Origin of the sequence: Janthinobacterium sp. GMG1, from assembly GCF_034427795.1 — a bacterium.
Taxonomy (GTDB): Bacteria; Pseudomonadota; Gammaproteobacteria; order Burkholderiales; family Burkholderiaceae_D; genus Janthinobacterium.
The window spans coordinates 617,642-631,552 of the sequence record NZ_JAXQNT010000002.1 but is presented as its reverse complement, the minus strand read 5'-3'; the positions used below and the strand labels follow the sequence as shown (position 1 = coordinate 631,552).

General features: G+C 61.3%; 14 protein-coding genes. All 14 read right to left on the bottom strand.

The annotated features are described in order from the left end of the window. Positions 1 to 139 precede the first annotated feature (139 nt). On the bottom strand, positions 140 to 1,336 hold the full coding sequence (locus SJI03_RS07865; protein ID WP_070221628.1) for an acetyl-CoA C-acyltransferase: 1,197 nt from the start codon (positions 1,334 to 1,336) through the stop codon (positions 140 to 142). 60 nt (positions 1,337 to 1,396) lie between these two features. Further along, complete coding sequence (locus SJI03_RS07860; protein WP_035828560.1) at positions 1,397 to 1,843, bottom strand: PaaI family thioesterase; 447 nt, start codon at positions 1,841 to 1,843, stop codon at positions 1,397 to 1,399. Between the two features lie 62 nt (positions 1,844 to 1,905). After that, positions 1,906 to 4,305, bottom strand: coding sequence for a 3-hydroxyacyl-CoA dehydrogenase/enoyl-CoA hydratase family protein (locus SJI03_RS07855; protein ID WP_322426739.1), 2,400 nt, complete (start codon positions 4,303 to 4,305; stop codon positions 1,906 to 1,908). A gap of 14 nt (positions 4,306 to 4,319) precedes the next feature. Then, a complete protein-coding gene (locus tag SJI03_RS07850) occupies positions 4,320 to 6,110 on the bottom strand; it encodes an acyl-CoA dehydrogenase C-terminal domain-containing protein (protein ID WP_034753387.1) in 1,791 nt (596 codons plus the stop codon). Positions 6,111 to 6,189: 79 nt separating this feature from the next. Then, positions 6,190 to 6,792, bottom strand: a complete 603-nt coding sequence (locus SJI03_RS07845; RefSeq protein ID WP_034753385.1) for a TetR/AcrR family transcriptional regulator — start codon at positions 6,790 to 6,792, stop codon at positions 6,190 to 6,192. 256 nt (positions 6,793 to 7,048) lie between these two features. Further along, positions 7,049 to 7,438, bottom strand: a complete 390-nt coding sequence (locus SJI03_RS07840) for an RNA-binding S4 domain-containing protein (protein ID WP_322426738.1) — start codon at positions 7,436 to 7,438, stop codon at positions 7,049 to 7,051. Further along, entirely contained in the window at positions 7,435 to 8,598 is a 1,164-nt protein-coding gene (gene clsB / locus SJI03_RS07835) for a cardiolipin synthase ClsB (RefSeq protein WP_099378508.1), read from the bottom strand. The genes SJI03_RS07840 and clsB overlap by 4 nt, the downstream gene beginning before the upstream one ends. Before the next feature lie 9 nt (positions 8,599 to 8,607). Further along, the gene (locus SJI03_RS07830; protein ID WP_322426737.1) at positions 8,608 to 9,429 is read right to left on the bottom strand and encodes an endonuclease/exonuclease/phosphatase family protein; all 822 of its coding nucleotides are present in this window, start codon (positions 9,427 to 9,429) and stop codon (positions 8,608 to 8,610) included. A gap of 72 nt (positions 9,430 to 9,501) precedes the next feature. Beyond that, positions 9,502 to 9,795: a hypothetical protein gene (locus SJI03_RS07825; RefSeq protein WP_176387726.1), complete on the bottom strand. Its 294-nt coding sequence runs from the start codon at positions 9,793 to 9,795 to the stop codon at positions 9,502 to 9,504. Positions 9,796 to 9,815: 20 nt separating this feature from the next. Next, a complete protein-coding gene (nudB, locus tag SJI03_RS07820) occupies positions 9,816 to 10,280 on the bottom strand; it encodes a dihydroneopterin triphosphate diphosphatase (RefSeq protein WP_099378506.1) in 465 nt (154 codons plus the stop codon). An 84-nt stretch (positions 10,281 to 10,364) separates the two neighbouring features. After that, positions 10,365 to 12,161 carry an aspartate--tRNA ligase gene (aspS, locus tag SJI03_RS07815; RefSeq protein WP_035824170.1) on the bottom strand — a complete coding sequence of 599 codons (1,797 nt, stop codon included), beginning with the start codon at positions 12,159 to 12,161 and terminating at the stop codon, positions 10,365 to 10,367. A 69-nt stretch (positions 12,162 to 12,230) separates the two neighbouring features. Then, positions 12,231 to 12,872, bottom strand: coding sequence for a DUF502 domain-containing protein (locus SJI03_RS07810; protein ID WP_099378505.1), 642 nt, complete (start codon positions 12,870 to 12,872; stop codon positions 12,231 to 12,233). A gap of 40 nt (positions 12,873 to 12,912) precedes the next feature. Continuing rightward, on the bottom strand, positions 12,913 to 13,221 hold the full coding sequence (locus SJI03_RS07805; protein WP_322426736.1) for an FmdB family zinc ribbon protein: 309 nt from the start codon (positions 13,219 to 13,221) through the stop codon (positions 12,913 to 12,915). Positions 13,222 to 13,300: 79 nt separating this feature from the next. Continuing rightward, on the bottom strand, positions 13,301 to 13,903 hold the full coding sequence (locus SJI03_RS07800; RefSeq protein ID WP_099378503.1) for a methyltransferase: 603 nt from the start codon (positions 13,901 to 13,903) through the stop codon (positions 13,301 to 13,303). Positions 13,904 to 13,911: the final 8 nt, after the last annotated feature.

Sequence of the window (13,911 nt, the reverse complement as noted above, 5' to 3'; positions counted from 1 at the left end):
GCTGACCACTTACGTCACGACGCCTGGCAGAAGCGTAGCGAGCGGCAGCGAGTTGTGGCCGAGACGCGCAGCTGTGCGAAGGCACAGTGAGCATCGCAGGCCGCGAATCGCAACGCGCAGTAGCTTATGCCAGGTGTCATTAAACGCGTTCGAAGATTCCTGCCGCACCCATGCCGGCGCCCACGCACATGGTGACCATGCCGTACTTCTGCTTGGTGCGCTGCAGTGCGTGGATCACGGTCGCGGCGCGGATGGCACCGGTGGCGCCCAGCGGGTGGCCCAGGGCGATCGCGCCGCCCATCGGGTTGACCTTCGATGGGTCAAGGCCCAGGTCGCCGATGACGGCCAAGGCTTGCGCGGCAAACGCTTCGTTCAGCTCGATCCAGTCCAGCTGATCTTGCGTGATGCCGGCGGCGGCGCACGCTGCCGGAATGGCGAATTTAGGACCGATGCCCATGATTTCCGGCGGCACGCCGCGCACGGCGAACGACGAGAATTTCGCCAGCGGGGTCAGGTTGTGCTCGCGCAGGATTTTTTCGCTGACGATCAGCAGCGCGCCGGCGCCGTCGGACATCTGCGAGCTGTTGGCGGCCGTGACGGTGCCCTTGGCGGCGAAGACCGGCTTCAGTTTTGCCAGCGACTCCATCGACGAATCGGCACGCGCGCCTTCGTCGGTATCGACGGTGCGGCGGCTCACGTCGACCTGGCCGGTAGCCAGGTTCGGCGTGCGCGTGATGATTTCCACGGGCGTCGTTTCCGCCTTGAAGAAGCCGGCTTGCTGCGCGGCGATGGCGCGGCGGTGCGATTCAACGGAGAACGCATCCTGCTGTTCGCGCGACACTTTCCATTGCTGCGCCACTTTTTCAGCCGTCAGGCCCATGCCGTAAGCCATGCCGATGTTCTCGTCGCTGAACATGTCCAGGTTCATCGATGGGTGGTGGCCCATCATCGGCACCATCGACATCGATTCGATGCCGCCGGCGATCATCACGTCGGCTTCGCCCACGCGGATGCGGTCGGCCGCCATGGCGATGGCCGTGATGCCCGAAGCGCAGTAACGGTTGACGGTGACGCCGCCGACGGTTTTCGGCAAGCCGGCCAGCAGCACCGAGTTACGCGCGATATTGAAGCCCTGCTCCGCTTCCGGGAACGAGCAGCCGATGATGGCGTCGGTGATCAGCGCCGGGTCGAGGCCAGGCGCTTGCGCCAGGGCCGATTGCAGCACGCGCACCAGCAGGTCGTCCGGGCGGGTGTTTCTGAACATGCCGCGCGGCGCCTTGCCGATCGGGGTGCGGGTTGCAGAGACGATGTACGCGTCTTGAAGTTGTTTGCTCATTTTATGCTTTCAAAGATGTTGAACGAGGTTCGTGTTCTGTCGAATGTCCGGGATGCTGGCCTATCGCTTCTGCGACAAATACCAGTCCACCGTCACCTGTGCCGCCAGCGTGCCTTCGGAATCGAAAATATCGACTTCCACGGGAAACGCCACCTTGCCGTCCTGCGCCAGCTGCGCCTTCAAGGCAGCCAGGTCGCCCGGTACCCGGCCTTCCGCGCGCGTCGCGCCCCGGGCCACCTTCTGGTACTGGATGCGCGACTCCTTTGCCACCGGGCGCAAGCCCAGTATCAGCTCGGCGAAGCCGCCAGCCATGGCCGCGCCGGAAGCCGTTTCGGCCAGGGTGAACAAGGCGCCAGCATGCTGCGTGCCCAGGTGATTATTCAGTTTTGGATCTTCCGGCATCGACACCTTCGAGGTGCCGGCGCCGATGTCGTCGATGCTGATCCCCAGCAGCCGCACGAAGGGCAAGGTGTCCATCATCTGTTGTTTGATACGGTCATACACCATGCTTGGCCTCACGCGCAGCAATACTTTAAAAATAATGGACAGGATCGTCATCGACGTCAGGCTTAGTTGCGTACCGGCTTACCGGTTTGCATCATGCCCATGATCCGTTCCTGGGTTTTCGGATGGTTCAACAGCTCCAGGAATGCCTTGCGTTCCATATCCAGCAGCCACTGTTCGCTGACGAAGCTGCCCTGGTCCACGTCACCGCCCGATACGATCTCGGCGATCATCTCGCCCAGCTTGAAATCGTGCGCCGAAATGAAGCCGCCGTCGCGCATGTTGACCAGCTGCGCCTTGATGGTGCCCCAGCCGTAACGGCCCGTCACCTGGATCAGCGAAGGGAGCGCTGGACGGAAGCCCGCGTCGAACATGGCGCGCGCTTCGACCTTGGCCACGTGCAGCAGCTCGTAGGCGTTGAACACGATCACGTCGTCTTCCTTCAGGTAGCCCATTTTTTTGGCTTCCAGCGCCGATTTCGACACGTTGGCCGTAGCTGCATTGGTGAAGCCCGTTTTCAGGAATTGCAGGATGTCGTTGCCCTTGGCTTCCTTGTAGGCGCGCTGCGCCGCTTCCTTCAAGCCGCCGCCGGCTGGAATCAGGCCAACGCCCACTTCCACCAGGCCGATGTACGACTCGATCGAGGCCACGCGCTTCGATGCATGCAGCGCCAGCTCGCAACCGCCGCCCAGTGCCAGGCCAGCGACCGCGGCGATGACCGGCACGTTCGCGTATTTCAGCGACATGAAGGTGTTCTGCAGTTCGGCGATGATCGGATCGACGGCTTTCACGCCGCCTTGCATGAACGCTGGCAGGGCCGATTGCAGGTCGGCGCCGGCCGAGAAGGCGCCGCCTTCGGCTGCGTCGGCGTGCCAGATCACCAGACCTTTGAAGTTTTTCTCCGCTTCTGCCAGCGCGAGCTTGAGCCCATTAATCACGCCTTCGCCAATCACGTGCATCTTGGTCTTGAACGAGATGATCAGGACATCGTCGCCCGTATGCCAGACGCGCACGGATTCGTCTTCGAAGACGGTGGTGCCAGCGGTCTTGCCGTCGATGGCGCCGCTGCCCAAGACTGGCGCGCGGAATGGCTGGCGGTCGTACACGGACAAGGTCGAACGCGGCACGAAGCTGTTCGACACGGCGGAGTACGAACCTTCTGGCGTATGCACGCCGCCTTTTTCAGCAACCGGGCCTTCGAAGACCCAGGCTGGCAGCGGCGCGTTGCACAGCGCGTGGCCGGCGTCGATGTCTTCCTTGACCCAGTTGGCCACTTGCAGCCAGTTCGATGCCTGCCACGTTTCAAACGGACCGACGTTCCAGCCGAAGCCCCAGCGCATGGCGAAGTCGATGTCGCGCGCATTGTCGGCCACGGTATCCAGGTGGATGGCGATGTAGTGGAAAGCGTCGCGGAAGATCGCCCACAGGAACTGGCCTTGCGGATTCGTCGATTCGCGCAGCGCCTTCATCTTCTTGACCGGATCCTTTTCTTTCAGGATGCGGGCGATGATGTCGGCTGCCTTGGCGCCGCCGGCCACGTATTCACCGGTAGCGAAGTCCAGACGCTGGATCTCCTTGCCGACTTTCTTGTAGAAGCCCGCGCCGCTCTTCTGGCCCAGCGCGCCTTTTTCCACCAGCTTGGCCAGCACTTCCGGCGTCTTGTAGACGGCGGCGAACGGATCGTTCGGCAGGTAGTCCTGCATGGTCTTGATCACATGGCCCATGGTGTCCAGGCCAACCACGTCCGCCGTGCGGAAGGTGCCCGACTTGGCGCGGCCCAGCTTGGCGCCCGTCAAATCATCGACGACGTCCACGGACAGGCCGAATTTTTCAGCTTCGTGCACGATGGCCAGGATGCCGAACACGCCCACGCGGTTGGCGATGAAGTTCGGCGTATCCTTGGCGCGGACCACGCCCTTGCCCAGGGTGGTGGTCAGGAAGCCTTCCAGCTGGTCGGCGATTTCCGGCTTGGTAAACTCGGTCGGAATGATTTCGACCAGGTGCATATAGCGCGGCGGGTTGAAGAAATGCACGCCGCAGTAGCGCGATTTCAGGTCGGCGTCGAAGCCTTCGGCCAGCTTGGTGATCGACAGGCCCGAGGTATTCGAGGCGAAGATCGCGTTCGGGCCGATGTGCGGTGCGACCTTTTGATACAGGTCGTGTTTCCAGTCCATGCGCTCGGCGATGGCTTCGATGATCAGGTCGCAACCGGCCAGCAAGTCCAGGTTGTCTTCGTAGTTGGCCACCTGGATCAGCGCGGCGTCATCCTTGTTGCCCAGCGGCGCAGGCGACAGTTTTTTCAGGTTCTCGATGGCGCGCAGCACGATGCCATTCTTCGGACCTTCTTTTGCCGGCAGGTCGAACAGCACGACCGGCACTTTCGCGTTGATGCAATGGGCGGCGATCTGCGCGCCCATCACGCCGGCGCCGAGGACGGCTACTTTTTTAACGATGAAATTGGTCATATTTTCCTCAAGTCTTAGAACAGGTCTGCGTCGAGTGCCATCAGGTTGGCCGAACCGGAACGCGCCTGACGGATCAGGGTTGCCGTCTCAGGCTGCAAGCGGGCGAAGTAGAAACGTGCGGTAGCCAGTTTGGCGGTGTAGAACTTGTCGCCGCTGGATTCTTTTTCGAGGGCGATCTTGGCCATCTGCGCGAACAGGTAGCTGTAGATCATGTGGCCGACGACGCGCAGGTAAGGCACGCATGCCGCGCCCACTTCGTCAGGGTTCTGGAATGCCTTCATGCCGATTTCCATGGTCAGCTTGGTGACTTTGTCGCCCAAATCGCCCAGTGGCGTGACGAATTCGCTCATCGCTTCATCGGTACCGTTGTCTTCGACGAAAGCCTTGATCTTTTCGCCGAACTTGCGCAGCTTGGCGCCGTTGTCACCGAGGATCTTGCGGCCCAGCAGATCGAGCGACTGGATCGTGTTCGTGCCTTCGTAGATCATGTTGATGCGCGCGTCGCGCACATACTGCTCCATGCCCCATTCCGAGATGTAGCCGTGACCGCCGAACACTTGCATCGCGTCCGAGGTGGCGATCCAGGCGTTGTCGGTGATGAAGGCCTTGATGACAGGCGTCAGCAGCGCCACTTCGTCGGCCGCTTCCTTGCGCACGTCGGCGTCTGGGTGGTGCAGTTCACGGTCGATCTGCAGCGCCACGTAGGAAGTGAAAGCGCGCGCGCCTTCGGCGTAGGCTTTGCCCGTCAACAGCATGCGGCGCACGTCAGGGTGCACGATGATGCGGTCGGCCGGCAGTTCCGGGTTCTTGATGCCGGACAGCGAACGCATTTGCGTGCGGTCCTTGGCGTAGATCAGCGCGTTCTGGTAGGCGATTTCCGTCAGGCCCAGCGACTGCATGCCCACGCCCAGACGGGCCGCGTTCATGAAGACGAACATGGCGTTCAGGCCCTTGTTCGGCTGGCCGATGATCCAGCCTTTCGCGCCGTCCAGGTTCATCTGGCAGGTCGAATTGCCGTGGATGCCCATTTTTTCTTCAATGGCGCCGCAGGTGATCGGGTTGCGTTCGCCGACCGTGCCATCCGCGTTCGGCAGGAATTTCGGTACCAGGAACAGCGAGATGCCTTTCGAGCCTTCCGGCGCGTCCGGCACGCGGGCCAGCACCAGGTGCAGGATGTTTTCCGCCATGTCATGTTCGCCGGCCGAGATGAAGATCTTGTTGCCGGTGATGGTCCAGGAACCGTCCGCCTCAGGCAGCGCTTTCGAGCGCAGCAGGCCCAGGTCGGTGCCGCAGTGCGGTTCGGTCAGGCACATGGTGCCCGTCCATTCGCCCGACACCAGTTTCGGCAGATACACTTCCTTCTGGTGGTCGGTGCCGTGCTCCTTCAGGCACTCGTAGGCGCCGTGCGACAGGCCAGGGTACATGGACCAGGCCTGGTTCGACGAGTTCAGCATTTCATAGAACGAATTGTTCAGCACGACCGGCAAGCCCTGGCCGCCGTATTCCGGATCGCAAGCCAAGGCCGCCCAGCCGCCTTCGACGTACTGCTTGTAGGCTTCCTTGAAACCTTTAGGCGTGGTCACGCTTTTCGTGACGGGGTCGTGGTGGCAGCCTTCGCGGTCGCCGGAATGGTTCAGCGGGAACAATACTTCGGAGGTGAATTTGCCGCCCTCTTCCAGCACCTGGTTGATGATGTCGGCGTCGACGTCGGCGTACGACGGCATTTGCTTCAGTTCTTCTTCCACTTGCAGGAACTCATGCAGGACGAATTGCATATCCCGGATTGGCGCGACGTATTGACCCATAATTTTCTCCTGAAGGCGATTAGCTAAAGTGTTGTACTTGTGAACTGCGTATGCGTTGTTGCGGATACTGCCTGACGGCTTATTTGCTTGTGACGGAATTCTGGTACGACGCCAGCAGGCGAATAAAGCCCGCTTGCGCCCGTTCGATGCTGCCCGGCACGCGCAGGAAACGCGCGTCGTGATGCAGGGCCAGGATCAGGCCATACATCTCGTACACCAACTGCTGGGCGTCCGTGTCCGCTTTCAGGTCGCCCGTGGCGATCGATTGCTCGACACAGCGCAGCAGCGCGCCCTGCCAGGCCCGCACCATGGCCACGAGGGCTTCACGGATAGGACCGGGACGGTCGTCATACTCGACGGCGCCGCTGATATAGATGCAACCGGAAGCGATTTCCACGCTGACCCGCTTGACCCAGCGCGCAAACATCGATTGCAAGCGCTGGATGCCGCGTGGCTCTTTCATGCTGGGGAAAAAGACTTCTTGCTCGAAACGATAGTGGTAGAGCTTCAGCACTTCCATCTGCAAGTCTTCGCGCGAGCCAAAGTGGGCAAACACGCCCGACTTGCTCATGTTCATTTTGTCCGCAAGCAGCCCAATGGTCAGGCCCTCCAGGCCGTCGCGGCTGGACAGGTCCAGCGCCACGTCGAGGATGGCTGCACGGGTCAGTTCGCCCTTGCGCATGAATTTGACTGAAGTATTCAAGATTACCGTTCTAAAAGTGATGTTGCCGATTTGGCGGACTGAAGCGAGGGTAAAAAAAAGCACGCTCCGAAAAAATCCGAACGCTCGTACTATTATCCACTACCACGTAAAAGTCAAACGGGAACTTTAGAGCCGGCGTTCTATTGGTGCAGTGCAGCATTTTTTGGCTGCGTGTTTATCGCGATTTCGGGAGGCAAAAGCGTCGCGCGCCCCTGCCATCCCAGCCCGGCGAACCTCAGGAAAGGTCGCCTGCCTTGCTCAGTTGACGGCGGTCGCGCTTGGTCGGCCGCCCCTTGATGGTGGTGCCCGGCTCGCGGAACAGCTTGCGCTCCTCGGCCAGCTGCTCGCGGCGGGCGATGCTGGCCGGGGTTTCCCCGTACAGCAGGCGCGCCACGGGTGCCGCGCCGCGCTTGTCGGACAGGCCCAGCACGGCCACTTCCCACATCTCCGCGCCATTGTCGATGGCCAGCTCATCGCCCACGCGCAGGCTGCGCGCCGGTTTTACGCGTTCGCCGCCCACTTTGACTTTCCCCGTGTCGACAGCTTCGCTGGCCAGCGAGCGCGTCTTGAAGAAGCGCGCCGCCCACAGCCATTTGTCCAGCCTGACCGTTGTCATCTCGTTCATGCGTACTTGCCTACTGAAAAAATGCGCATCACCAGCCGGTACGCGAGGAATGCCGCTTCATAACCGAGCCGGCGGAAACGGCCGATGTGCTTGAAATCATCCTGGTGAATCACGATGCCGTCGGCCACGCCCTGCTCGATATGCTGGCGCAAGCTTTGCGCGAACGCCACGTCCTTGATCACGACGTTCGCTTCCTGGTTGAGGAACAGGCTCAGCGCGTCAATATTACTGGAACCGACCGTCGCCCAGTCATCGTCGACAACGGCCACCTTGGCATGCAACTGCGTCTTGCGGTATTCGACTATCTTGACGCCAGCGGCCAGCAGTTTCGGATAAAACGAGTGCGCCACGGCATCTTGCATGCGGAATTCGCCCACGCCGATCAACAGCACCACGTCGACGCCCCGCTGGGCCGCCTGGGCCAGGGCGCGGCGCAGCTTGTGCCCGGGCGCGAAATACGGGTTGGCCAGCATCACGCTCTTGCGCGCCTGGCCCAGCGCCTGCAGGTAGGCGCGCTGGATGGTGCGGCGGTTGCGCAGGTTGTCGCGCACGACAAAGCCGGCCACCACGGGGTTCTTCGCCAGCTCCTTGCTGACGACGCGCATCTTGCGGTACAGCTTGATACGCCGCACCAGGTTCATCTTGCCCAAGCGTGCCCACTGCGCCTGCACTTCTTCATGGATGGCGTCCACCAGCGGGCCCTTCACCTGCACGGCAAAGTCCCAGCGCGGCGCTTCCAGGCTGATGTTGTGGTCGTAGTCGCAAAACATGTCGTCGTTGATATTGATGCCGCCCACCAGGGCAATTTCGCCGTCGGCCACGCAAATCTTGCGATGCGTGCGCGTGATGCCGCGCCGGAACCACGGGTTGAAGATGCGGTGGTGCACGCCCGCCGCTTCCAGCTGCGCATGCATGGCGTTGACCCGGCGGTTGCCCGTGCCGAACCAGTCCGTGATCATGCACACCAGCACGCCGCGCGCGGCGGCGCGTTTCAGGGCATCGAGCACCAGGGTGCCCGTGGCGTCATCGGCAAAGATATACGTTTCAAAATACACTTCCGAGCGCGCGCCATCGATGGCCGCAATCAAGGCAGGAAAATAGTCGGTGCCGCAATACAGCAGCTGGATGTCGTTGTGGGCAATGAAATTGACTGTGCGCATGCCGGCAGTCTACGCGAGTTTCAAAGCGGCAACGATCGGCGCATGGTCCGACAATTTCGCCCACAGGGTGCCATGCATCACTTGCGCGCCTTCCACGTGGAAACCGCGCACATAGATGCGGTCCAGGCGGAACCACGGCAAGGCGGCGGGAAAGGTGCGCGCCGGCACGGGGATCGGCGTTTTCGTCTGGCGCCGCGCCAGGGTGCGCACCAGGTCGCCCAGGGCCGAGTTCGACGCACGCTGGTCGAATACCTCGACCACACCGAGCGCATTGCGCAGCTTGTCGCTGAGCGTGTTGCGCCAGTCGTTGAAGTCGCCGGCAATGATGACGGGCTCGCCATTCGGCGCCGACTCCATGACGGCGTCGATCAGCGCCTGCGTCTGCCTTCCCCGCCCCGATTCGAACAGGCCCAGGTGAACGACATAACAGTGCACGTCGGCCTGCGGCGTCTGGAGCACGCAGTGCAGGATGCCGCGCTGCTCGTAGGCATGGTCAGACACGTCGTGGTTGGTTTGCGAGGCGATGGGAAACTTGCTCAGCAAGGCGTTGCCATGGTGGCCATGGTCATACACGGCATTCATGCCATACGCGGAATGGTGTTCGGCGCCGGCAAAGAACTCGTGCTGCGACGCTTCCGGCCAATGCTTGTGGCCGTTTTTCTCGGCGCCATAGCGGGCCGCATTGCGGTCGTGCTTGCCTTGCACTTCCTGCAAAAAGACGACATCGGCATTGAAGAGAGCGATCGCCTGCTTCAATGCGTGCACCCTGGGCAAGCCCCGCACGGAGGAGACACCCTTGTGTATATTATAAGTTGCTACGCGGATTTTCATGCATTGATTCTACTCCCTGACGGGCCCCGCACGGCGCCGAAGTAGGTGCGCGTGCGCACCTAAAACCCACAATCAGGCCAGCATGCGTCCCACGCCCGCCGTCACGCTGACGAGCAGCGCGGTGATGCCGGCCGCCCAGACGATTTTGACCAGCAACGGCGCGCCGCGCCAGGCCACGGTACGCTTGCCCTTGGCAAAGGCGCCCGGATGCAGCAGCCAGCCGATCGCCATCAGCGGCATGCCGATCGGCGGCGTGCGGCCAGGCACCGTAGAGCTGAACAGCAGGAAGATAAAGCACAGGCAAAAAACGATGCCCAGGGTGCCCAGCAGTTTTTGCTGCGTCGTCAAATGTAACCAGTTCAACATGGAATGCTTTCTAGGAAAAATCAGGTGGGGCGCGCCAGGCCCGTCATGGCCGGCAATTGCAAAATCGCTTCCGCGTTGGAAGATGAGAAACAGCGGTCGGCCGCCGCCAGGTAAGGCAGCCACGCGTGCTGCAAGTGCTCGCGTGGGCTCAGGGTGATGGCGATGTCGCGCGGCACTTGCACGCTGAACACGTGTTCCGTGTTGCGCGTCACGCCGGGCGCATAGCGGTGGCGCCAGATCGGATAGATCTCGTACACATTCGACAAGTTCCAGTCGCGCAGCACGATGTCATGGCCATCGGCAACGATGCCGGTCTCTTCCGCCAATTCGCGCGCGGCCGTCTGCAGCAGCGGTTCGTCGACGGCATCGACGGAACCCGTCACCGATTGCCAGAAACCGGGTTGGCCCGCGCGCTCGATCAGCAAGACGTCAAGGTCAGCCGTATGAATGACGACCAGCACGGAAACAGGAATTTTATGAGTCATATCAACAATGAAAAAGGCGCCACAACAGCGCCTTTTTTTGCATAGTGGATCAAACAGCGGCCGCCTGGGCAGCCGCATGCTTCATTACACTACTTTTGGCTCGGCGCTGCGCAGACGGATGTGCAGTTCACGCAGTTGCTTCTCGTCCACTTCCGACGGCGCATGGGTCAGCAAGTCTTGCGCGCGCTGGGTTTTCGGGAAGGCGATCACGTCGCGGATCGATTCGGAACCCGTCATCATGGTCACGATACGATCCAGGCCGAATGCCAGGCCGCCATGCGGTGGCGCGCCGTATTGCAGGGCGTCGAGCAGGAAGCCGAATTTCAGCTGCGCTTCTTCGGCATCGATCTTCAGTGCGCGGAAGACCTTGCTTTGCACTTCTTCGCGGTGGATACGGATCGAACCGCCACCCAGCTCCCATCCGTTCAAGACCATGTCGTAAGCCTTGGCGATGCAGGCGCCCGGATCGCTTTCCAGCATGTCTTCATGGCCGTCTTTTGGCGCCGTGAATGGATGGTGGGTCGCCGTCCAGCGGTCCGCTTCTTCGTCGTGCTCGAACATCGGGAAGTCAACCACCCACAATGGCTTCCACACGTCTTCGAACAGGCCGGCTTTCTTGCCGAACTCGCTGTGACCGATTTTCACGCGCAGCGCGCCGATAGCGTCGTTGACGACCTTGGCCTTGTCCGCACCGAAGAAGATCAGGTCGCCGTCTTGCGCGCCCGTCTGCTCGAGGATCGTGGCCAGCACGTCAGCCGGCAGGAACTTGACGATCGGCGACTGCAAGCCTTCAGGACCCTTGGCTTTCTCGTTGACCTTGATGTAAGCGAGACCCTTGGCGCCGTAGATGGCAACAAATTGCGTGTAGGCATCGATTTCCGAACGGGGCATGCTGCCGCCTTGCGGTACGCGCAGGGCAACCACGCGGCCGCCTTTCATGTTGGCGGCGCCGTTGAAGACCTTGAATTCGACCGACTTCATGACTTCGGTCAAGTCCGTGAAGGCCAGCTTGACGCGCATGTCCGGCTTGTCGGAACCGTACAGGCCCATCGCTTCGGCGAAATCCATCACCGGGAACGGGTTCGGCAGGTCGATGTCCAGCGTGTTCTTGAAGACGACGCGGATCATGTCTTCGAACAGGTCGCGGATTTCCTGTTCCGTCAGGAACGAGGTTTCGCAGTCGATCTGCGTGAATTCAGGCTGGCGGTCAGCGCGCAAGTCTTCGTCGCGGAAGCACTTGGTAATCTGGTAGTAACGGTCGAAGTTGGCGACCATCAACAGTTGCTTGAACAACTGTGGCGATTGCGGCAAGGCGAAGAAGCTGCCTGCGTTGACGCGCGACGGCACCAGGTAATCGCGCGCGCCTTCTGGCGTCGACTTGGTCAGCATCGGCGTTTCGATGTCGATGAAGCCCAGCGCGTCGAGGTACTTGCGCACTTCCATCGTCACCTTGTAGCGCAGGCGCAGGTTGTTTTGCATTTGCGGGCGGCGCAGGTCCAGCACGCGGTGCGTCAGACGCGTCGTTTCCGACAGGTTGTCGTCGTCCAGCTGGAACGGCACGGGCACGGAAGGATTCAGCACTTCCAGCTCCGAACAGACCACTTCGATCTTGCCCGACTTCAGGTTGTTGTTGATGGTGCCTTCGATACGGTTGGTCACGACGCCCGTTACGCGCAGGCAGAATTCGTTACGCACGGCTTCGGCGACCTTGAACATCTCCGCTTGTTCCGGGTTGCAGACGATTTGCACCAGGCCTTCACGGTCGCGCAGGTCGATAAAAATCAGGCTGCCGTGGTCGCGGCGGCGATGTACCCAGCCGCACAGGCTGACGGTTTGTCCCAGCATGGCTTCGGTAACGAGGCCGCAGTATTCAGTACGCATAGACATAAAATTCTCAGTTCAGGTTAGTGAGTGTTCAATCCGGCCACGTCCCACGTGGGACGCCTGCCTTTATTCTTTGGCTGCCGGGGCCGGTACAGCAACAACTTCCGCAGGCGCCACCACGCCCATCGAGACGATATATTTGAGCGCCGCATCGACGCTCATGTCGAGTTCGACGACATCGCTGCGTTTCATCATCAGGAAAAAGCCCGATGTCGGATTCGGCGTCGTTGGCACGTACACGCTGACAAAGTCGCCCACCAGGTGGTTCGCCGCATCGCCGCCCGGCACGCCGGTCAGGAAAGCGATGGTCCAGGAGTTCTGGTGCGGATATGGCACCAGCACGGCCTTGCGGAAGGCATTGCCCGACGGGGAAAACAGGGTATCCGACACTTGCTTGACGCTCGAATACAGGGAATTGACGATGGGTATGCGTTGCAGCAATTTTTCCCACAGTTTCACCACGTAATTACCGACCAGGTTATTCGTCAGCAAGCCCGTGAAGAAGACGATCAGTACCGTCAATACCGTGCCCAGGCCGGGAATGGTGCTCAGCGCGGGAATCTGGCGACCGAACCAGACGCTGGGCTGCTTACTGCCGGGCACCAGCAATAGCGACTGGTCCATCGTGCTGATCACCAGATTCAGGACCCAGGCCGTAATGGCCAGGGGCACCAAAATCAGTAATCCGGTAATAAAGTATTTACGCATCGGTTTCTCAGTAAGGGATCGTAGCGGCGCGGCGCGCTTTTCAGTCCGCTTTCGGCGCAGCGGCAGCCGGGGCGGGCGCAGGTGCCGCGGCAGGCGCGCTCTCGGTGGTTACAGCAGGCTTGGCGCCGTCGGCCGGACCCGTCGGAATGGCCGTGGTGGGCGCCGTGCCGCCGCGGAAATCGGTCGCGTACCAGCCGGTGCCTTTCAATTGGAAACCGGCGGCCGTCAATTGTTTCTTGAAACTGGGCTTGCCGCACGACAGGCACACCGTCAGTACTGGATCGGAGATCTTTTGCAAGACGTCCTTGGCAAAACCACACTCGTCACAACGGTAAGCGTAAATCGGCATCTCTACTCCGAGAAAATCATCAAAAACCCTGAATTATAAAGCTTTTCCTTTGCTCCCAGCAGAAATTGCCCCGCCCGCCTCAGTCCGCCCGGCGGCGCCAGCTCATCCAGCGCTCCTTGCCGGCGAAGACGGCGATGGAATCGTCCACGACTTCGTCGGCGAGGCAATCGAAATGCGGCGCCAGCAAGTCTTGTAATTGCTCACGCGAAATACCAAATGGCGGCCCCTTGACATTGTCGTCAAAGAAAAAGTAACCGGCCAGCATGGCGCCCGGCGCCAGCAGCTGCGCCCAGCGGGCCGCCACCTGCGGCCACATGGCGCGCGGCATGGCGCACAGGAAAGCCCGCTCATAGATCAGGTCCAGTGGCGCTGCGGGTTCCCACGCAAAGAAATCCGCTTCCAGCACCTGCCCTGCCCGCGCACCGACGACGGCGCGCGCGGCGGCCACGGCGGCCGGCGAAAAGTCGATGGCCGTGGCATCCCAGCCGTGATCGAGCATGAAGACCAGCTCATAGGCCGAGCCGCAGCCGGGAATCAGGCAGCGCAGCGGCGCCGGGCTGCCTGCAACGAAGCTGCGCAGGCGCGACGGCACGCCACCGTGGTCCCAGGGCGTGAATTGCTTCTCGAAACGCTCGTCCCAGAAGGCGGGCGAGAGTGGATCGCGGGTATGGAAGTCAGCCATCACTTACG